This window comes from Bacteroides sp. 2_2_4 (assembly GCF_000157055.1).
In the GTDB taxonomy this organism is placed as follows: Bacteria; Bacteroidota; Bacteroidia; order Bacteroidales; family Bacteroidaceae; genus Bacteroides; species Bacteroides ovatus.
In genome coordinates, this window is record NZ_EQ973377.1 from 31931 (window position 1) to 52800 (window position 20870).

The 20870-nt window shown below is 38.7% G+C and carries 13 protein-coding genes; all 13 read right to left on the minus strand.

Annotated elements, in window-relative coordinates:
* Nucleotides 1-47: 47 nt before the first annotated feature.
* Nucleotides 48-1499, minus strand: a complete 1452-nt coding sequence (locus BSCG_RS00975; protein WP_008651686.1) for a calcineurin-like phosphoesterase family protein — start codon at nucleotides 1497-1499, stop codon at nucleotides 48-50.
* 21 nt (nucleotides 1500-1520) lie between these two features.
* Nucleotides 1521-3704: an alpha-N-acetylglucosaminidase gene (locus BSCG_RS00970; protein ID WP_050428077.1), complete on the minus strand. Its 2184-nt coding sequence runs from the start codon at nucleotides 3702-3704 to the stop codon at nucleotides 1521-1523.
* 7 nt (nucleotides 3705-3711) lie between these two features.
* A complete protein-coding gene (locus tag BSCG_RS00965) occupies nucleotides 3712-5715 on the minus strand; it encodes a glycoside hydrolase family 97 protein (RefSeq protein WP_004308402.1) in 2004 nt (667 codons plus the stop codon).
* Nucleotides 5716-5740: 25 nt separating this feature from the next.
* Entirely contained in the window at nucleotides 5741-7213 is a 1473-nt protein-coding gene (locus BSCG_RS00960; protein ID WP_004308403.1) for a calcineurin-like phosphoesterase C-terminal domain-containing protein, read from the minus strand.
* The gene (locus BSCG_RS00955) at nucleotides 7210-8598 is read right to left on the minus strand and encodes an SGNH/GDSL hydrolase family protein (protein ID WP_004308404.1); all 1389 of its coding nucleotides are present in this window, start codon (nucleotides 8596-8598) and stop codon (nucleotides 7210-7212) included. The genes BSCG_RS00960 and BSCG_RS00955 overlap by 4 nt, the downstream gene beginning before the upstream one ends.
* A gap of 12 nt (nucleotides 8599-8610) precedes the next feature.
* Nucleotides 8611-10584, minus strand: a complete 1974-nt coding sequence (locus BSCG_RS00950) for a glycoside hydrolase family 97 protein (protein WP_008651691.1) — start codon at nucleotides 10582-10584, stop codon at nucleotides 8611-8613.
* A gap of 33 nt (nucleotides 10585-10617) precedes the next feature.
* On the minus strand, nucleotides 10618-11916 hold the full coding sequence (locus BSCG_RS00945) for a family 10 glycosylhydrolase (protein WP_004326840.1): 1299 nt from the start codon (nucleotides 11914-11916) through the stop codon (nucleotides 10618-10620).
* A 120-nt stretch (nucleotides 11917-12036) separates the two neighbouring features.
* A complete protein-coding gene (locus BSCG_RS00940) occupies nucleotides 12037-13020 on the minus strand; it encodes a phosphodiester glycosidase family protein (RefSeq protein WP_004326841.1) in 984 nt (327 codons plus the stop codon).
* A 36-nt stretch (nucleotides 13021-13056) separates the two neighbouring features.
* Complete coding sequence (locus tag BSCG_RS00935) at nucleotides 13057-14301, minus strand: alpha amylase family protein (protein ID WP_004326842.1); 1245 nt, start codon at nucleotides 14299-14301, stop codon at nucleotides 13057-13059.
* A gap of 29 nt (nucleotides 14302-14330) precedes the next feature.
* Nucleotides 14331-15629, minus strand: a complete 1299-nt coding sequence (locus tag BSCG_RS00930) for a DUF5018 domain-containing protein (protein ID WP_004326843.1) — start codon at nucleotides 15627-15629, stop codon at nucleotides 14331-14333.
* Nucleotides 15630-15642: 13 nt separating this feature from the next.
* Nucleotides 15643-16020 carry a hypothetical protein gene (locus BSCG_RS00925; RefSeq protein ID WP_004326844.1) on the minus strand — a complete coding sequence of 126 codons (378 nt, stop codon included), beginning with the start codon at nucleotides 16018-16020 and terminating at the stop codon, nucleotides 15643-15645.
* A gap of 21 nt (nucleotides 16021-16041) precedes the next feature.
* Entirely contained in the window at nucleotides 16042-17682 is a 1641-nt protein-coding gene (locus tag BSCG_RS00920; protein WP_004308412.1) for a RagB/SusD family nutrient uptake outer membrane protein, read from the minus strand.
* A gap of 14 nt (nucleotides 17683-17696) precedes the next feature.
* Nucleotides 17697-20819 (minus strand): SusC/RagA family TonB-linked outer membrane protein, encoded by a 3123-nt coding sequence (locus tag BSCG_RS00915; protein WP_004308413.1) that lies wholly within the window; start codon nucleotides 20817-20819, stop codon nucleotides 17697-17699.
* Nucleotides 20820-20870: the final 51 nt, after the last annotated feature.

A 20870-nucleotide genomic window follows, 5' to 3' on the forward strand; every position in this document is an offset into this window, starting at 1 on the left:
CATAACCTCGTAGGGCATCTAAAGCATAAGCGCGTTTATTCATATATCTATGGATTGATTGTTTGAATATATTCTTTGCCAAAACGGTCGGTTACTTTAACCGTTACATGAGCATCTTTATTTTTAGGAGTTGCCCGAAACATATGTTGGGTAGGTCTTGGGGTAATCCATGTATATACCATCTTTTCCCGGTCCGAACATACTACTGATGCGTATGGATCTAAACCAGTATATCGTGTCATGTTTCCCATCAACTGACCGTCTTCCAGCCATTCCACTTTCCACAGTTTATCCCAGTTCCATACATTAGCAATAATATCTGACGGATGTTCCTTAGAAGCTCCTACAGGATAAGAACGAAATTGATGTTCTTTGGGATATCCGGAACTTTTGTAATACCATTTTACATCGTTATCATTTACTTCATATACGCCATAACCACGTGGAGTACCATCCAGACAAATATCCGCTTTCCACCACGTACCACAAACTGCAGCCGTATTATGTTCCATCAGATTCTCATCGAATACGACATTAAGATTGTAATGAGTATGTCCTGTGATAAGATGTGCTTTGTAGGGTTTCAACATCTGATGCAGTGCACCTGCGTTGACCATCTGATTACCAATCATATCATAGTTATACAAAAAAGCTTCTTGTTTTTCTGTTTGGCGGGAAGGGATATGCATAATGAAGAATACGAGTGCCCCTTTCGGTACGTATGATAAATCCTTATCAAGCCATGCAAATGTTTTCTCATCCAGATAACCCATATAGAAATAATCACGTCCGATAAAGAAATTATTGTCTACTACAATATAATGGGCATTTCCCTTATTAAAAGAATAGTAAGAAGGACCAAAAGTATCTTCAAAAGTCTTGTAGGAAGTTTCATGCGTGCGACCGTCATAATTCATATCATGATTGCCAACTACACGATAGATAGGTATATCCAGTTGATCGGCTCTTTTCAAATAATCGGGATATAATTCTTGATGATCGCCTACAATGTCTCCACAATCAATTCCAAAAACTTCTGTTGTTGCATAAGAAGAGAGAAGTTGTTTGCAATCGTCGACTACATGTTGATAAATAGCCAGTTCGTCTCTGGAAGTAACTTGTATATCAGATTGAGCTACAAAAACATGGGAAACATCATCTTTGGGATTCTTCTTCAGATTAAAATTATAGTTTTGCTTTTTAGAATAATCAATAGGTAGATAGAAAGAAGGGATAGTTCCTTTCCGGTCTGTCAGATAGCCTGAAGGAGTACAAATATATACAAAACGACTGTCTCCCAAAGTGGGGATACTATATTTCCCAGAAGTGTCGGTCTGCACACATATATGACCGTCGGTAACCATTACTCCCCCGATTCCTTTACCTTCGCAGGTAACTTTGCCTTTGATAATGTTGATAGAGGCTTCCGCCTGAACTGAAAGGTTCAGGCAGAAATACATTAAAAGAAATAAAAACAAGTGTAGTTTATTCGTTCTCATATTGAAGTATACTTTATAATTTTATCGAATGATTTCTTTTGCGTATTTTTTATAGATTTGGCGGGCAAGTTTTATTCCGTCACCGCCTTCGTTGTAGCTGATTCTGTTACTCGGATTTACCCATTCGTTTTCATACATCCGTGATTGATTAAAGAATTCTTCTTCATCAAAATTCTTCTTCTTTTCAGCAGCCTCGATTACTTCATTTATAAAATGATCCCACCGAACAGAATAATATTGATTGGTTAGACCTGCCCATGATCGATTAGCATAGTCGGTCAGGTGATAGCTATCTCCCCAAATGGTAATCAGAGAACGGGCATTCATTTCATAATAGTTTTTAGAAGCGGCATCATGTCCCATATCACGAGCATCAGTGATCCATTTATGCAATGAGAAAGTTGGATGACAGCTAACGAGTTTATCAAGGTCAGCAAGAATCTCTCTCATCTTATTCCCTCGGTTTTTCATCATCGGTATATCTCCCGCTTCATATGCAAGGGTGAACTCATCACGGACTACATTAAAATAATTCCCTAAAACTTGTCGTCCAATATTGACCAAATCAAACTCATAGCTATCTCGTTGACAGTCTTTTACTGATAACAGTAATCTCCATGCTTCAACTAAATCTTTGGGTTGATATTCAATCGTAGGTTTGGTAGTCCAGTGTCCATTTCCTTTCAAACAAGGGCGCGCATTGGTAAGTGTGCCTTGTCCCACTTGTGCCGGTTGAACGTACACTTTATTTGCTAGTATTTCCCATGCTTTTCTCGCTTCGGGAGATATCTTGCCAATTCGTCTGTCTGCCAGTTTAAAGAACCATTCTTTATCTGTTTGACCTCCATTCCATGCTTTGTCAAGAACAAATTCATACATAAACTGATTCAGGTCTATGCCTTCGAGAGTGGAACCTACTCCTTTAAGATTACTGCCGCCATTCTTTAAAGCATCTGCCAATCGTTCGCTCACCAAATTTACCGGACCTGACAGAAAGGAATTGCCACCAAAATTGCCCAGATAACACCAAAGATAAGGTTGACCGAAATAACTGTCTGTCTGTTTCCAGATTTCTGTATATTCACAGAAATAGTCTAATAGAATCAATCTGTCTTGAGGCACAGAACGAAGATAGGATTTGATACGTGGAGTGGTCCAATGCTTGATGTCAGCATAAAACAACCATGTCATTTGTAGCCATACTGCTTCCGGATCTACAGCAGCCACAGACTCGTAGATGTGCTTAGCCATCATTCCCAAAGAATCGGCATCCCATGAAGGAGGATCTATTTCATTGAACGGATCGATGCCATAGATATGGTTTGTGCCATATAAACGAGTCTGTTCGGTAAGATATTCTTTTTGTATGATCGCATACAAAGAATCCATAGGATTAAGGAAAGTGCAACGATATTGATCGGCAAATCCTCCCCATTCGCTTACTCTGGTTGTTTTTATATTGGGATAAACCCGTTTCAATGCTGCCGGTACATGCCCGGCAAAAGCCGGCAATACAGGTCGCATATTAAACTCACGTTCACGGGCAACAATCTGTTCCTGCAACGCTGCCTGACTTGACAACCACTCTTTAGGTAAAGGACTTTGCCAACCATCCAAGTTACACATTCGATGCCATGGAAGATGTGCAGGACCTGTAAAATATCCCCGTATTTCTTCATCTGTCAATCCCAGTTTACTCCAAACTTTATACCAGATAGCTTCCTGACCGGTAATAGCTAGAGGCATATTGATTCCATTTAAAGCCATCCAGTCGATAAAATGTTCCCAATCACTCCATTTCCACCAAGTCATTGAATACCCGAACGTACAATAGTTTAGAAAGAAACGGGTTGGGACATTTGCCTTAACAGTGACTTCTGTTGATATGGAAGGGAGAGTTTTAGGTAATTCTATCGGATCATCCTTATACCATGAAATAGTGGTCAGACAGTAGTTTTTCAAATAATGATTCAAACCTACAGCCATAGAGTTGGCGTTATTTCCGGAAATAATAATTTTATTCCCTTCACTTTTGATGGTAAAAGTATCTGCAGAAGTATCATTCAACAGACGAAAATCAAAAGATGAAGCCTGTTGAGGAAACAACCGTTGTGTCATTTTATGCATGGTAGTGATATTAGTATCTTCCGCACGTATTTGGCAGACAACAACTAGAAAAAGGAGTATACTTAGTATTTTCTTCATAATCATATTATTGTTTGATAAAACGAATAGCACATCCACCGCTTGTTGCCAGTTTGACATGAAGCATGTCGGAAGCTGTTACTATTTTCTCTTCATACTTGAAAGAAGTCGGATTCGTTTTCCATTCCGCATCGTCACCGTCAACATATATTTGAGCAGTATACTTTGAGTCCGCATCCAAAAAGTTCAAAAGAATATCTAGCTCTCTTGCATTTTCGTCTGTGATGCAGCCTACATACCAATCGCTGGTGTTACGGTCTTTCCGCGCAAAGACGGAATAATCACCAATTTTGGCATCTACTACATAAGTTTTATCCCAGTCGGTAGGTACATCCTTAATGAAATCGAACGCTTTGATGCCTTTGTAGTTTTCTGGTAAATCCGAGGCCATTTGTAAGGGGCTGTAGATCACGACAAATAGTGCTAATTGCTTGCAAAGTGTAGTATTGACACGAGTCCCCGGATATGCTTCGTTAGTAAAGTTGAAAGTTCCGAATGTGAAGTCCATGGGCCCGGCTAATCCTCTGGTAAAAGGAATAACAGTTGTATGTTCCGGCGGATTTCCTCCATCGGGAGACCATGCATTGTGTTCCTGTCCGCGCACACCTTCCTGGGTCATAAGGTTAGGCCATGTGCGCTCAATACCGGTAGGCATAACAGGCTCGTGGTTGTCAATAGCTATTTGATATTTGGCAGCAGTTTCTATCACTTTCCGATAGTGACGTACACCATACTGACCGTCGTGAGCTTCTTTAAAGTCCATCAGACGATTCACATATCCCGTTTTCACGACATGCACTCCATATTGTTGATAGAAAGCGAAGGCTTTGTCCAGTTGGTTCTCGTAGTTGCGGGTAGCAGCTGCTGTTTCATGATGTCCAATCAATTCTACGCCTTTCTCACGGGCATAATCAGTGATTGCCTTAATATCAAAATCCGGATAAGGTTTGGTGAAGTCTAAAGAATCCCCGTGTTTCATCCAGTTTCCTTCCCAGCCGACATTCCATCCTTCTACTAACACACCGGAGATACCATTCTCTGATGCAAAGTCTATATATTTCTTTGTATTAGCAGTGGTAGCACTGTGTTTAGGACCATAATACCATGTTCCTTTACCCAAATGCATTTCCCACCATATACCGATGTATTTCCCTGGCTTTATCCAGGAAGTATCTTTAATTTTGGAGGGTTCGTTGAGATTCAACATCAAATAAGATGTAACCAGATCACCCGGTTTATCAGCAATAACAACTGTTCTCCAAGGGGTAACAAATGGAGCTTTGATATACGCTGCTACTCCATTAGACCAAGGAACTAATGAAGCGCAGAGTGTGGTAGAATCCTTGACTGTCAGATTCATTTTGGGATAATCTGTCAGGTTAGCTTCGTGAATGGCAAGATACTTTCCTTCCGCAGTTTCCATTGTTAGAGGAGTGCGTACAGTATCCAGTTCATTTATGGGAGAGAATGTTGCTATACATTCATAATATGGATCGGATGCGGGAATCCACCAAGCTTTATGTATACGCGGCATTTTAAACTCTGTTGCTTCGCTCATAATAACTAATGAATCCATGGATTCCTGTTGCGGAAACTCATAACGATATCCGATACCATCATTAAAGAGACGGAATATTACATTAAGTTTACGTTTTCCTGCTACCTCTTGAAGTAGTACTTTCAATTCATTATAGTGGTTCCGTACATATCGGCTCTCTCCCCAAGGTTGTTCCCAAGTTTCGTCCAAGGAGGAACGTTCGGTGCCTTTAATTACAAAATGGTTCAAGCTATCTCCATGTTCCAGGATAAACCCTAATTTAGAAGGGAGTATCATGGTTTCATTCTCTTTATTTACTGCGTATGATATTGTATTATCATTCTCTGTGACTGTTAGTTGTATCTTACCATCCGGGGACTTTAGTACCAGATTATCAGTTTGGCTACAAGCTGAAAGGAGGCTGGTGATTCCCAGAATATAAAATATTCTCCTTAATACAGTTAATCGATTCATCTTCTTTCCTTTTTTATATTTTTGCTTATTTAGGTTGCTGCATTTTACGGGTATATACATTACCGCAATGATCTGTAACTTCTACACGTATTTCGGAATCCTTCATTTCAGGAACCGCATAAAACAAGTGTTCAGTAATGTCTGCTCCCAAATACTTATGTTTAAATGTAGAACTGTTTTTATCACAGTATTCATAAATAGCAGGGTCGTATCCGGAAAAACGAGTCATTTCTCCTCTGTCAATACCGTTTTCATACCATTTCACTTTCCAGGTTGGGTCGTAATTCCAGACATTTGCCACCACTGCTTCCTTTTTATTTCGACTGGCACCTACCGGATAAAGTTCAAATTGATAGTCCTTATCTCTTCCTACGCATTTGTAATACCAGTTAACTTTACCTCCGTCAAATTCGTAGACGGCATATCCACCCGGAGTTCCATCACAAGCCCAGGGAGCTTGCCAAAACAGTGTTGACAAGGGGGCGTGCACGTGTTCGTAAAGATTGTCTGCCAACACATAATTTTCATTATAGTGTTCATGTCCTGACATGATATGAGCATTATAAGGTTTTAGCAACTCATACAAATGAGAGCGGTTATTCATTACTTTCATAGTAGACTCCTTTCCCCATTCCTTTCGGCGTGCTTCTCTTGAATAGGTAGGGATATGTGTAGCAACTACTACTGTGGATCCCGGAGTGACTTGTTTCAAATCCTGTTCCAACCACTGGAGTTGTTGTTCGGTAAGATAACCAACATACAAATAGCTTTTTGCAATAAAGAAAATATCATCGAGAACAACATAATGCACATTTCCTCTATTGAATGAATAGTAAGTGGGACCATAATAAGATTTATAAGTAGTACGTGCATGTTCATTGGAACGTACATTTAAATCTAAGTCATGATTTCCAATTACATAGAAGAAGGGAATTTCCGTTTCGGCTATTGCATCTATCATGGGCGCAAAATAGCTGGGCTTTTTATTGATGTCACCAATAATATCTCCACACACTATTCCATACGCAGGGATTCCCTGATAACTAGTTGCCAACAGCTCTTTCACATCTTTTGAGGCCTCCCGTACTTGTGGCATTTCTTCGTCAAAATACACTTGTGGGTCAGCCCATACAACCAAAACGTGCTTTTGGTTATTCGTAGATGATTGTGTCAGCTCAAAATCAAAATGTACTTTCTTTGAAGGTTGAGCAGGCACTTTTTGAAAGAATACAGGGACTTTACCTTTCATCGGAACGTCATAGCCATCAGGAAGGGTAATATAGATGTATTCTGCATCAGAGGTACTTGTCATAGAGTATCGTCCTTTTTTATCTGTAAGGACAATCTGCGTACCATCTGTCACAGGTACATTAGCCACTCCCTTACCTCCGGACAGTACTTTCCCGTAATAGACTACGGGAGTAGTTGCAGCCTGTACACTAACGCAGGAAATACTCCATTGGAACAGACATAAAAGTAATAATAGTCTTAATTTCATTCTTTAATCCTTTCTATTTTAATCAAACGCGTAAGAGGCTTGTTTATTTTATATATTTGAGTTATCAACTGGGCTATTTCAGCCTGCCAGGCTTCACGTATCTGCGGAAACATGGCTTGAGTATAATTGGTATATAAATACTTCACCAGATAATGACTTTCCCGTTCCGCTTTGGCAGCATCAAGAGCAGCTTTATTATCTGCAAAAAGTAATCCTCTATGTTTAAAAAAGACATACTGCATAGCCATATACTGACGTAAACGTTTTTCTATGGCGCACCTTTCTTCATTCAGATACATGATAGACAGACTCTGTTGGTATTGGGGCGTACATGTTATTTCTGCCAGATTAACTCCTTTACTCAATTCGTCGCCACTCCAACAGCCAATTTCTATTCCATCAATAGTAACCCGGAAAATGCCATGCAAATCAGTTACTTTCATTATTTCCTGATTCATTTCCTGCATAAAGGGAATTTGTCTGATAGCATCCCGAGCTGTACCTTTCGTTCCCCAGCGAGGAATCGTGTCGATAGGGAAAGGCAATGAACGGGATAAATATCTGAAAGATATTGTGTCATTTTCATTCTTTATATGAGATATTCGGCAGTTTCGCTCTTCCATTGCTTTCCTGTTAGTGGCATTGATTTGGAAAGAAGCGATTTCCTGTCCTGCAAGTCCCTGTGCTTTCAGGAATAAGTATGCCATTACCATATGACCGTCTTTATCAGGATGAATCCGGTCACCGCCACAGAAAGTAGCTGTAGAATCAGATAGCTGAATCTGCTTATTCAACCCGCACATCACAGTATTGAAATTGACAAATCCCCATCCTCTCTTTTGGGCAACTTCTGCCTGCATTTCAATAATTCGTTTGATCGTCTCATTCTTTCCGTGTAGTGCTTCTACTCCTTTCAATTTCACATTCTCATCATAGGGAGGAGAACCTAGAAGTACTACGCTTTTTATTTTTTTGTCAGCAAGAATCTGCCGTTGCAGTTTTTCAAACTCTGTGTGAGCATACTCTACCTGCTGATTCGCATACTTATCATATCCGGGCTTATTATATCCGTCGAATCCGGAATCATTCATCCCGAAAGAACAGATCAAATAGGTCGGCTTTTTGATTTTAATATCTGAATCGAAACGATAAACCATGTGGCTCACACAATCACCACCAATTCCTCCATTATACATACGAAGAGGTAAATTGGGAAAGTGCGTCATGTAATACAGCCATATATAAGAATGATAATGCCCTCCTTCCGTTATACTATTTCCAAGAAAAACAATTCTGTCATTTGCTTTAAATGACGGAATTTGCTGCGCACTTACAGGAAACGATAAAATGCAACAGGTATATAATATAAATAGTATTTTCTTCATTACTAAACCTTTTTATTCAACTGGAGTAAGAATTGCTGCCCAACCGCCACCTTTAGCCATGGTGATGTTAATTAGTTCATCTTTTGAAACCATTACTTCTTCTGTTTTAAAATCCGAGGCGTAAACGTCTGCATTCACACCGTCTTTGAAAATTTCCATTTTATATTTGGATGCTTCAAGGAAATCCAGTTTCACTTCAATATTACGGGCATTCCAGTCTGTTAAACCTGCCAAATACCAATTCTTACCATTCTTACGGGCAATAACTAATTGTTCTCCGATTTTAGCTGTTATAGCTTTAGTATCTTCCCAAATGGTAGGTATACGGGAAATAAAAGAGGCAAATTCTGGAGCTTTATAATAATTTGAGGGAGAATCTGCTAACATTTGTAACGGGCTTTCATACACTACATATAAAGCTGCCTGATGGGCGCGTGTACCTAGACTGATCGGATGTACGAAATTGATGTAAAAGTCTTCCGCTGTTGCATTGTTTACTGCACCGGGAGTATAATCCATCGGACCGGCTACCATTCTTGTAAACGGAAGAATCAAGTCATGTACCGGATTAATATCTCTTGAATCCTTATCGTGCTCTAATCCAAGTACACCTTCAAAAGTCATCACATTGGGATATTTCTTCTGTAAACCGGAAGGTTTGAAAGATCCATGGAAATCAACGAGTAATTTACGCTCCATTGCGGCTTTTCCTACCCGTTCGTAGAAATTAACCATATATTGATCCGAACGTTGCATAAAATCTACTTTTATACCTTTGATTCCCCATTTTTCATAAACATCCAGAATTTCGTCCAATTCTTTATCAAGTGGGTTCCATAAAGTCCATAATACAAGACCTACATTTCTTTCCTTTCCATATCGTACCAGTTCCGGTATATCCAATCCGGGTATTGGCTCCTTAATATTCCAGGTTCCGGCTGACCAACCTTCATCTAATAAAATATATTCAATTCCGTATTTTGAAGCGAAATCAATGAAATATTTATAGGTATCCGTATTCACACCTGCCTTAAAATCTACCCCGTATACGTTCAATGTACTCCACCAATCCCAAGAAATCTTTCCGGGTTTTATCCAGTCTGTGTCTTGAGTAACAGATGGAGAGGCTAATTGATACACTAAGTTATTTTCAATAACCGCTTTGTCGTCTTCGTTAATCATTAACACACGCCAAGGGAAAGTTCTTGTTCCTTCAGTTTCAGCAATGTAAGAGGCTTTCTCCAATAATACTTCGTCACGGTCGGCACCTTCCTTTAAGGCACTTTTTAAAACTACAGGAGGAAATTCACCGGATAGCGTGTTATTACGATCACCCGTTAAAAATAGATTGGGATAATCGAAAAGATCGGATTCCATAATAACAACTTTCGTTCCTTTAGGAGTAGAGAGGTAAATGGGTAAATAGCCTTTCATATCGTTAGTGAGCGAGGAGATGTTTAATTCATCAAAAATGGCTTCGCAGTGTGTGAGGTATTCTTGATTCTTTTCTCTTGGCCAATATAGCTTACACCCTTCAGTCCAGTTCTGTTCAATAGTTTCGGTATTAATAATAACTTTAGGTTGCTTTAATGAAGTCTCAAAACGATAAGCGGCTCCATTGTTATATACTCTGAAGACTATTGCGTAGTTACCTTTACAAGTCAGAGTTAACTGGTTATATTGATCTTTGATAATTCTTTGTTTAAGTGGAATGACAGCTGTTTGCTCCGAATTTACTTTAAGTGTTTTAGCTTTTATTACTTTCGGATTTACTCCCGGTTGTTCAGTCTGCCCTTCAATATCCATCTGCATCAGACTGGGATTTAGTATACGTTCACCATTGTAATTAATACTCCAACTCAATTGTTTTCCGGCTGTTACCGTCACCTTGGTTTTTCCATCCGGTGAACTTACAGTGTAGTTTTTGGCTTGAGTTACTATGCATGTGCATAAAATAATGTGTAATAATATAAGTACTCGTTTCATTTTGTATATTATATTTTATTGAATATTCTCTATTTAAAGACTCTCTGCTCGTTGAATTCCTTCTTTAATGGCTGTCCATTGATTGAATTCTATTACTTGCACAATGTCAAACACCATTAATCCTTCGGATTGGGAAAGACAGACATAAACAGCATCTGCTATATTGTCCTTATGATTTAAAGCATACAAAGTGCCATAGACTTTACATGCTCCATGAACAATGCGTTGTGCACGCGCTATTCCATATTCTATGGATTCGGGATCGTTCAATCCAAATATTTTGGTTAAATAAGTTCCACATAGAAAGGTGTCTAACAATCCGGCAAAACCTGTATTTTTATATTCAGGTGAAGCCCAACTGTATTCTTTGGAAAAATCGTATTCGGTGGATGCCCAATTTTGTCCTTGCCCATAAATAGCATGAATCCATGAGGCAGCCCAATATTCTAATTGAATATCCGGTTTAATGTTTTTAATTTCTGTACGCACCCGTTCTACAAAATTACGTATGACCATAGAGCGGAACTCCCACCATTTCTTATAATAAGTCCCTGTCCGTTTAGTGCCATCTGTATTCCAAATGAAAATATCATCCGGGAACCGATCTAATTGCTTTCCGATGTATTGTTCGAAAGCTATTTTTGTTGCCTCCGAAAAATCACTTTCATCTCCCGGATAACGGCAATAGTCTAAGGCAAAGCCATCAAAATTGTAATTTGTAACTAACTCTTTTATAAAATTCAGACAAAAGTCTTGTACTTCCGGTAAAACTGGGTTTAAAAAGGCGGAGACTTTTGTTTTATCGTCCTTAATATCTATCAAACCCTGATCTTTGGTATATTCCAAACAAGTTTTTCCATCCCATGTATCATCACGGTACGCCATTCCATTTTTAGAAGAAGGTAGACCTGCCGTAAATATAGTAGCAGAGACCGTTACTTTAAGTTCACGTTTATGAGCCTCATCAATAAAAAATTGAAGATAATTCCAATCTCTTTCGATATGTGTACCGGCAAGATCGGTCAATGGGGTTAAATAAGAACTTTTAAACAGGGCATCGCCTTGTACAGGACGCACATCTACTACAATTTTATTAAAACCTGTTGATTTGGCGAGATCGAGATAATATGTGATATTCTCTTTTTTTGAGAAACGTTCAAAATTTGCTTCTGCATCAAACCATAGCATTTTTTCTTTTTCAGGAGTGGGTTCTTCCGGAATGACAGGAGTGGGAGGATTTGGCTCGGGAAGCTCGGATTCTACAGTCTTTGTAGAACAACTACTAAATGATAGAAGAAAAAAGAATAATAAAATGCTTGGAATGTATTTCATACTTTATTGTTTTTATTTCCCGACTTCAGGCTGATATTTAGAAAAAAAATACAGCCTGAAATCGAGAATAATAAGAAAGCTAAATAAAACAAACTTGTTATCCTAAAGATCTTTCGACCGTTATTTTAAAGCTACTGCCGTAGTTATAGCACGTTGGGCACCAGCACTTGGCTTTATCACCGGTTGACCGTTGACCAACATACAAGTTGAACCACCACCATCAAGATTCATAGCATCTACACAACCTAAACTCTTCAGGATATTAGCCATCATAGCCATATTCATACCTTTTACACCTTCCGTTACACTGCGGCCTTCACAAACGAAAAATATCACCTTATTATTGGCTGTTACTCCGATAGCGGTTCTTGGATGATAACTTTCGGGAGCAACTCCACTTTCTTCATCAAAAAGTTCTTCAATAAAAGTATTTCTCACACTTCCGTCTTTCAACAGGATCGGTCCACCTCCAATCGCCGTTTCTGCATTTAATTTCACGCCTCTCGTCGGAAAATAAGCCGAAGGTGCAGGTTGAGGCTCATAACCGGACTTATTGGGAGAAGGTTGTTCATAGGTATATGTCACACCATCAGTTGTTGTATAAGCCCAATCTGTGGAGAAATAACCATTCTTCGACAGCTGAAAGATACCTCGTGTAGGATAATAACTCTTTTGAGAACGTATTTCCTCCTGCGAGTTCACAGCTAAAACCTCTCCTTCACGGCATAGCAGACTGACAGACTTTCCGGCTCCCATTACAAAATATCCACCATTCATAATTATCGGATATTTTTGTTGTTCTGCTTGCCAGATTTGATTGGGAGTCTTAGAATATATCTGGTCTCCGATAGTTGCAAAATTTGCTTTTGACATATCCGCAACAGCAATAAAAGCTATGGCTTTCATGCCTTCCAGTTCTGACGGAGATTTGTATACACTTATGTATTCAGGTAACGTGCCAAACTCTGTTGTCTGTTTAACCCAGCCTAATGTTGTCGGATCAGGATCCGGCATTACCACCTTTTCATTATCATCATCTGAACAACTTGTTGCAGACATGGCGGCAATCATGAAAAGAAGCCAATATTTTGATATATTTTTCATTATCATATCGATTTAATCGTAAATATTTATTTCTTATTACCTCTGTGCTTCCGCACGTTCAATACCTTTTTGGATATCATCCCACAGATTCATTTCAATAACCTGTACTATGTCGAATATCATCAAGCCTTCCGATTTTTCAAGACAAAGACTTACTGCATCGGCTATATTGGTTTTATGATTTAAAGCATATATCGTTCCGAATACTTTGCAATCATTACCAACTAATCTCCGTGCACGGGCAATACCATACTCTATCGATTCCGGATCATCCATGCCATAGATACGTTCTAAATACGTTCCACATAAGAAAGTATCCAGATAAGGTGCAAATCCTGATTCATTGTAGGCTTTCGATCCCCACGGATAATTTAATGAGAAATCAGATTTTGGACTGGCCCAATTCTGGCCTTGTCCATAAATACCATGAATCCAGGAAGCAGCCCAATACTCCAGTTCTACTTTATTATTGATAGAATGAATCTCCTTACGCACTTCTTTCACAAAACTTGTGATAACATTAGCCCGGAATGCCCACCATTCTTTATAATAAACACCAGGATTTTTCGTTCCATCGGCATTCCATGTAAAAATATTATCTGGAAAGTTCCGGACTTTTTTTCCTAAGTAGTGTTCAAAAGCTTTATGACTATCAGCAGAGAAGTCACTATCATCTCCCGGATATCGGCAATAATCTAATGCATAAGCATCAACATCATAGTTTTTCACTATTTCACGAACAATACTTAAAGCAAATTTGCGGACATCTTTACGAACCGGATTTAAAAAAGCTCCTACTTTTTTCTTGTCCTCTCTGATGTCAAGCATCTTTCCGTCAGGTGTATATTCCAAGCATGTTTTCCCATCCCAACGTGACTCCTCATAGACCAAACCTTCGTTGGTAGCGGGATGTCCGGACGGAAACATTGCAGTAGAAACAGTGACTTTTAATCCTAACCGACGAGCTTCATTGATAAAATACTGCAGGTAATCCCAATCACGATGAATTACTTTGCCATTTACTGTTGTAAGTGGAGGTAGAATTTTACTTTTATACAGTACTTCCCCGTATATAGGTTTGACGTCTACTACTACTTGATTGAATCCTACTGACTTGGCTTTTTCCAAATAGTAAGAAATAGAATCTTTAGAGGCAAAGCGTTCAAAATTAGCTTCTGCATCAAACCAAAGGTATTTAGGTTGTTCTTTGCCCCTGTTCCCGGCAAAGGAACAGGTAGCAAATAACAATAGAAAAAACGATATAATGCTTTTATTCAACATATTTCAATTCTATATAATTAGGAGTATACCTATTTCTCGTATTTTGTAAGTTCATAACAACGAATACCTACACCATAACCGTAATAGAGATATAATGATTCTCCGTCATCACTTGGTGAACAAGTAGTCCAGATACAAGAGTTGGTAGTCCATGGCTCGAGTGTTTCTGTGATAGGTAATGAATGATTACTAGACGGGTCTAGCAGGTGTAGTCCAACCCAGCCCCAACCGCAAGTTATGGTTGCTCCGTACCATCTGCCATTGAATGGAATACCTCTACCGGAAATAAGTACATGATTTCCCCAGCCAGCGTATCCTTTCTTATTCCACATGTCTATATATGGACCTGTGATGCTGTTAAATGCCCCTGCCGTATTTGCTTTATAACCGATTTCCGGTCCCATTACACCTCCGGTATTCACTGCGTCTATAACATAAAATGGCGGGTTATCTGACACTCCGAGTACAGCCACAATCTGTCGCCAGTTACTATCATTACTGGGACGACCGGTAACCAAGGTTGAAGTGCCTGTATATGTACCATTCTCAAATTTGTAAACTGCATGTGTACCTACACCATCAGGTTTAGAATCATAAACATATCCCACTTTGTCAATATCACCGATTGCAGAAACTTTATTTGCTCCGGGAGTTACATTAGCAACCTTTTGTGGAGCTCCCTCAACAGTAGTCCATCTGTATAATCCTACGTTTTTTACTACACCGATCAAATTACCAGCGTCATCATTGACTAACTGGCACAAAGAAGCGTCTATTCCTGTCACATTTAAAGTCTTATCTACTTTCTGCCCTGTATATTTATCATAGAAATTAAATTGGGTGTCTATTATATAATTACCAAACACTGCACCGAAACCATCTTTGTCTTTATTGGATGGAGTAGGTAGACTAATTTCCCATTTTTTGAAGAAATATTCAAAACCTTCTCCATCATTTACTTTTCCGCCATAAGTCCATTTTACGGTCCAGTCAGTGGTTGTGCCATCTTGCGCCTTCACTGTGTAATGTACATCTTTTGAAAAATCTTGAGGTACATCGGGGGTAGGTGTAACTGTTGCATATGGAGAGATAAAGAAAGAACAAGTAACTCCATTGAGTTTGCTCAAATCCAAGTCCGGAGTAATCTTAAATTCAATGATGTTACCATCCTTAATGGTACCCTGTTTATAATTACCCTCGCCCAATCTAACTTTGAATCCGGTTATATCGGTATCAGAGTATAATGTTGGATCATCCGAGCATGCGGAAAATGCAACCATTGTTGCCATGACAGCAACTTGAAGCCAATTATGATATTTTATTTTCATAACATCTACTTTTTTAGTTATTTGGGTGTTTAGCAGTCAGAGTATACTCCTTTTGCGTTCCATCACCTGCTACAATAGTTAGTTTAAATGGAGTAGATAAATCTTTAGCACCAGTCAATGAAGGATAAGCAAATGCTGCTACAGGCAAATTGGCTGTTACATATAATTCGCTCAATTTCACTTTTGCCGGAAGTTCGAAAGTTATATTTCCATTCTCTGATATAACCCCATCATAAGTAGTACCATCTTCCGGAGAATTAGCACGAACCATAATGGATATGATATCACAATCAGAATGATAATGGATATCATCATGCTTTTCACAAGAAGAAAAGGAAAAGCTAAATGCTATCATTAATATGATGTATGTAATTACTTTGAAATTTTTCATAACTATAATAATCTTTTAATATTACCAAGGAGCATTATTCTCACATAACGGATTATTCTGTAATTCATCTACAGGAATAGGTAGCAAGTAATAGCGTTCTGGAAAGAAGCGGTTTATATTGTCGTCACATGACACTTGTTCATAAGTATAAGAATTATCATCTTTTTTGGTTATTTTTGTTCCATGTGCCTGTTTTCCATCAATAACTTCGCCAGCCAAACGCCATCTGCGTAAATCCCAATAACGGAATCCTTCAAAGGCCAATTCACAAATACGCTCCTTACGTAATAGTTTCATAAATGAGTCTTTATCCGGTGCTTCCTGTGTTGTACGTTCCGGTAGGTCAACACGTCTTCTTACTTCATTGAGAGCTTCCAAGGCATCATCCTGATTTTTAGCATAATCCTGTTCTGCCAGAGCTTCAGCCAGATTTAACAAAACCTCCGCATAACGCATTTCAATCCAAAACTGATCGCTTCCCTTATCATCAAATTCGGTATTGTTTTCTTGTAGATATTTTCTGATGAAATATCCGGTAACAGTTTGTTTTTCTCCCGGATTCATATTATCTCTGTAAGCAGCAAAACCGTTTTCAGCGTCTACATAGGTATAAATAGTCTTTTCTTTCCAAGTAGCCCCATTATATATAATGGATGCATAGAAACGAGGTTCACGACCTACATAAGGATCTTTGGCCATGGAGCCGCTCCACGAGAAAGGAGTTCCGTCAGCCATATCATAAGAATCAACCAGTTCACTTGTCGGGACAGCTCTTCTTATTCCTTGTTTACCGTCAGGAGCAAAATAGCGATCGAAATAATGGGGCATATCCGGAATTTTGTATGCTATGGAGAAAATAATTTCTTTATTACCTGCCACTTTAAATACATCTTTATATTCATCCATTAAGTCATACTTATTGAGCTTTTTAATCTCATCAGCAGCGGTAATAGCAATATCCCAACGTTTTGCAAAGAGTGCTGTACGACACATATAGGCATACGCTGCTCCTTTAGTCAAACGCCCATCCCATTTGCTGTCCCATTCTTTCGGAAGGTGTTTGGCTGCGAATTCCAGGTCCTTCAGAACAAAATCCCATGATTCGGCTTCAGTTGCTCTTGCTTTTGCTTTTTCCCCTTCTGAATCAACTCCATTTGTTTCGTCACGAAGAATAACTCCTCCGAAAATTCTAATCATACGTGCATAATTCACAGCGCGAATAAAACGAATTTCAGCAATACGAGTATTGAGAAAATCTTCATTAAACTTACTTCCATAGATACCGGCATCACGCAAAAATACATTTTCTCTAAATATGTCAGTATAAAGTCCCCACGATGACATCGGATTATTATCTGATGTTATTGTGTTTTGCTGCAACAGAATCTTGTTATGAGCACTCCATGTTTGTGGAACTCCATTTCCATACTTAACTAAATCTGTATATCCATCGGTTAAGGATAAAGAAGAAAAGTTGGATAAGCCATTGAGAGGCTTATATAAGTAAGTCACATACATATCTAAAGAAGATTCCGAGCTCCAGGCTACTGTTTCTGAATATGAGTCTGTGGGATCTTTCTCCAACAAATCATGGCATGAGGTTAGAAACTGTGACGTAAACATCAGCCCTATCCCTAATAGATATAATCTTTTTATTTTCATAATTATTGATTTAATTAGAATGTGATATTTAATCCAACACTATAATTCTTTTGTTGGGGATAATAACCATTATTTATAATAGCCATTTCAGGGTCGCAATATTTGAATTCTGTGAAAGTAAACAGATTGGTGCCTGCTACATATACACGAACGTTAGATAGTCCAATATTGGCTTTCGCAAGTATTTTTTTAGGAATTGTATAACCAAACTGTAAATTCTTCAAACGCAAGAAATTACCATTTACCAACCACCAGGAAGAGGTATATGCATTATTTCCATTATGAATGGCACTTAATCTGGGATAACGGGCACTCGTATTTTCCGGTGTCCATGAATCTTCTACCAGATAATAAGGAGCATTTCCTCCCGAGTAGAATGGTCGTGTATAGACCGTATTGTCCATTGAACCATGATTATAAGTACCATTCAACGTATAACTAACAATAGCAGCTCCTTGCCATAATGCACTCAAATTGAACCCTTTCCAGTTGAAGTCCATAGACAGAGAGTAGTTTAACTCTGGTAAAGTGCTGTGGCCGATTTTAACTTTATCCCCATCCTGCGTAATTTTACCATCTCCATTGATATCCTCATACATGATATCTCCTAAACGTTGAACTCCATTACCAACAAAAGGACGGTTATCCAATTGCTCTTGTGTTTGATATAAGCCTATAGCTTTATAGCCATAAATTTGTCCTAAAGGTTCACCTATGTTTGTCCGGTACCAAGGAGTACTTTCACTTTCAATCCGCGACAGAACTTTATTTCTAGCCCACGCTACACTACCGGTTATACTATAATAAAAATCATTAACGTGGTTTTGGTGCTTCAATACCAATTCAAAACCGCGATTGTCGATCTTACCCGTATTTCCTTTTTGAGCATAATTTCCTCCTAATGAAGGAGGGAAACCGCCACTCCGGCTTTCTTGTATATCTTTTGTCAGCTTATAAAATAAATCGAATTCTACTCCCAATAATCCATTCCACATTGTCAGGTCAGCACCAATATTGTAACTGCGGGTAGTAGACCAGGTTAAGCTGGAAGTAATAGAGTTGGATGCACCTAATCCTGCATAAGGAACTCCTCCGAATATATACGCATTCTTCTCTACCTTAAAAATGCTTCTATGCAAAAAAGCATCTGTATTATCACTACCCAATTCACCGACAGAAGCACGCAACTTTAACAGGTTGATAGAAGAGAAATTGTTTTTTATGAAGTTTTCTTCAGAGATTACCCATCCTAAAGATACAGAAGGGAAGAATCCCCATCTTTTATCTTTTGCGAATTTATAGGATCCATCTACACGAAAAGCAAATTCTGCAAGATATCTTTTATCGAAAATATAATTGAAACGCCCTACATAACCAATAGTAGCTTTATCGCTATGACTACCTGTAGGATTGGATATAAATTCAGTACCTAATGAAAGATCAACCGGATCATTAAAATTATAGCCGCCCATCTTTCCTGTCATTGTAGAGCCTTTCAGTTGTGTCTGTTCATATAAGAATAGGGCTGAAACTGCATGCTTGCCAAAGGTATTAGCATACTCCACACTCGGGCGGACCATAAATCTTCTGAAAGAAGATGCAGATTTAGTGTAATTACCTTTCTCGCTTGTAGAAGAGGCACGCATTAAATTATATGATTTAGAATCTGCACTATAAGCATTAACATTGTATCCTACCAAGAAACCGTTATCTTCCGAATAACTAGTATCATAAACTAAACCGAGAGAAGCTTTCAACCCTTTTACCCAAGGAAAGGCATAACTAATTTTCATTGTACCATCAAACTCATGTCTTTGTTTTTTCTGAAATCCGCTATTCCTTAAAGTAGCGAGTGGACTCTGTGTGGTGGAACTACCAGGACCAATCCAAGCTGTATATTCTCCTTGATAATAAATAGGAATAATAGGGGCTGAATAAACAGCCTGCTGAATGGGATTTTGTTCAGCCTGTGCGCTTGTGCTAATTCCGGGCCAGTTCTTTTCTTCATAAAAGCCAGAAATATTAAGTTCGAACGTTAAATCTTTGGTAATATTACCTTCTACGTTAGAACGGACATTGTAACGATCATAATTCACATTTTCGATGATACCGGATTGATCCAACATGCCTATACTGGTGAAGAAACGGATATTCTTGTTACCACCGGAAGCTGAAATATTATGTTGATGTGTGAAGCCATAATCCTTAAAAACTTCTTTTGTCCAGTTTGTATTTCCATATTTACCTTCCGGATCATAGTTGTTAGCCACTTTCGTCTGAATATCAGCTCCATAATATGGCCCGTTACCATCAAGTTCACTTGCCTTATTATACCAATAAATATAGTCAGGACCATTTAGCATTTCAGGCATGGCTGTATTTTTCTGGAAAGTAACAGAACCGTCATACGAAAGAGTTACTTTACCTTCAGTACCTTTCTTGGTCGTTACCAGGATTACTCCATTTGCCGCTGCCAAACCATAAACGGATGCTGTAGCTGCATCTTTCAAAATAGATATGTTTTCTACATCATTAGGATTCACAGTATTCAACATACGTTCAACGCCATCCACTAATATCAGAGGACTAGAATCTAAAAAAGTACCTAAACCACGGATGTTGATAGATGTCTGGTCGTTTCCGGGAAGACCGGAACGTTGAACACTCGTTACCCCCGGTAACTTACCTGTCATCATATTAGAAAGGTTAGCTTGAGGAGCCATCATCAACTCTTTAGAGCCTACTTGAGAAACGGAACCTATTAAGAATTTCTTTTTTTGAGTTCCATACCCCACCACTACAACTTCATCCAATGCTTGTGCATCTTCTTGAAGTCTAATAGTAATTTCTGAACGACCATGTAAAGCAACCTCTTGAGTCTGATACCCGACAAAGGAAACTACTAAAGTCGATTTTAAATCCTGTACATTTAGGCTAAACTGTCCGTCAATATTGGTAATAGTACCGTTGGACGAATTCCCTTTTACACTAACAGTAGCACCGACAAGCGGCTCATTGTTTGAGTCATACACTGTCCCTTTCACGTTCGTGTTTTTTTGAGCATGAACGTTTAAGAAAGAAAGCGAACAGATGAATAAGGCTATAAACCTTATACTCCATGTGATTTGTTTCTCCATATTAAATATTAATGTTAATAAAACAAGATAGTTATTTATAATTCATCAAAT

Coding starts and splice junctions, on each gene's coding strand:
- BSCG_RS00965 (WP_004308402.1), bottom strand. CDS start 5,715: ATGAATCGATTAACTGTATTAAGGAGAATATTTTATATTCTGGGAATC.
- BSCG_RS00945 (WP_004326840.1), bottom strand. CDS start 11,916: ATGAAATACATTCCAAGCATTTTATTATTCTTTTTTCTTCTATCATTT.
- BSCG_RS00930 (WP_004326843.1), bottom strand. CDS start 15,629: ATGAAAATAAAATATCATAATTGGCTTCAAGTTGCTGTCATGGCAACA.
- BSCG_RS00920 (WP_004308412.1), bottom strand. CDS start 17,682: ATGAAAATAAAAAGATTATATCTATTAGGGATAGGGCTGATGTTTACG.
- BSCG_RS00950 (WP_008651691.1), bottom strand. CDS start 10,584: ATGAAACGAGTACTTATATTATTACACATTATTTTATGCACATGCATA.
- BSCG_RS00915 (WP_004308413.1), bottom strand. CDS start 20,819: ATGGAGAAACAAATCACATGGAGTATAAGGTTTATAGCCTTATTCATC.
- BSCG_RS00970 (WP_050428077.1), bottom strand. CDS start 3,704: ATGAAGAAAATACTAAGTATACTCCTTTTTCTAGTTGTTGTCTGCCAA.
- BSCG_RS00935 (WP_004326842.1), bottom strand. CDS start 14,301: ATGTTGAATAAAAGCATTATATCGTTTTTTCTATTGTTATTTGCTACC.
- BSCG_RS00975 (WP_008651686.1), bottom strand. CDS start 1,499: ATGAGAACGAATAAACTACACTTGTTTTTATTTCTTTTAATGTATTTC.
- BSCG_RS00960 (WP_004308403.1), bottom strand. CDS start 7,213: ATGAAATTAAGACTATTATTACTTTTATGTCTGTTCCAATGGAGTATT.
- BSCG_RS00955 (WP_004308404.1), bottom strand. CDS start 8,598: ATGAAGAAAATACTATTTATATTATATACCTGTTGCATTTTATCGTTT.
- BSCG_RS00925 (WP_004326844.1), bottom strand. CDS start 16,020: ATGAAAAATTTCAAAGTAATTACATACATCATATTAATGATAGCATTT.
- BSCG_RS00940 (WP_004326841.1), bottom strand. CDS start 13,020: ATGAAAAATATATCAAAATATTGGCTTCTTTTCATGATTGCCGCCATG.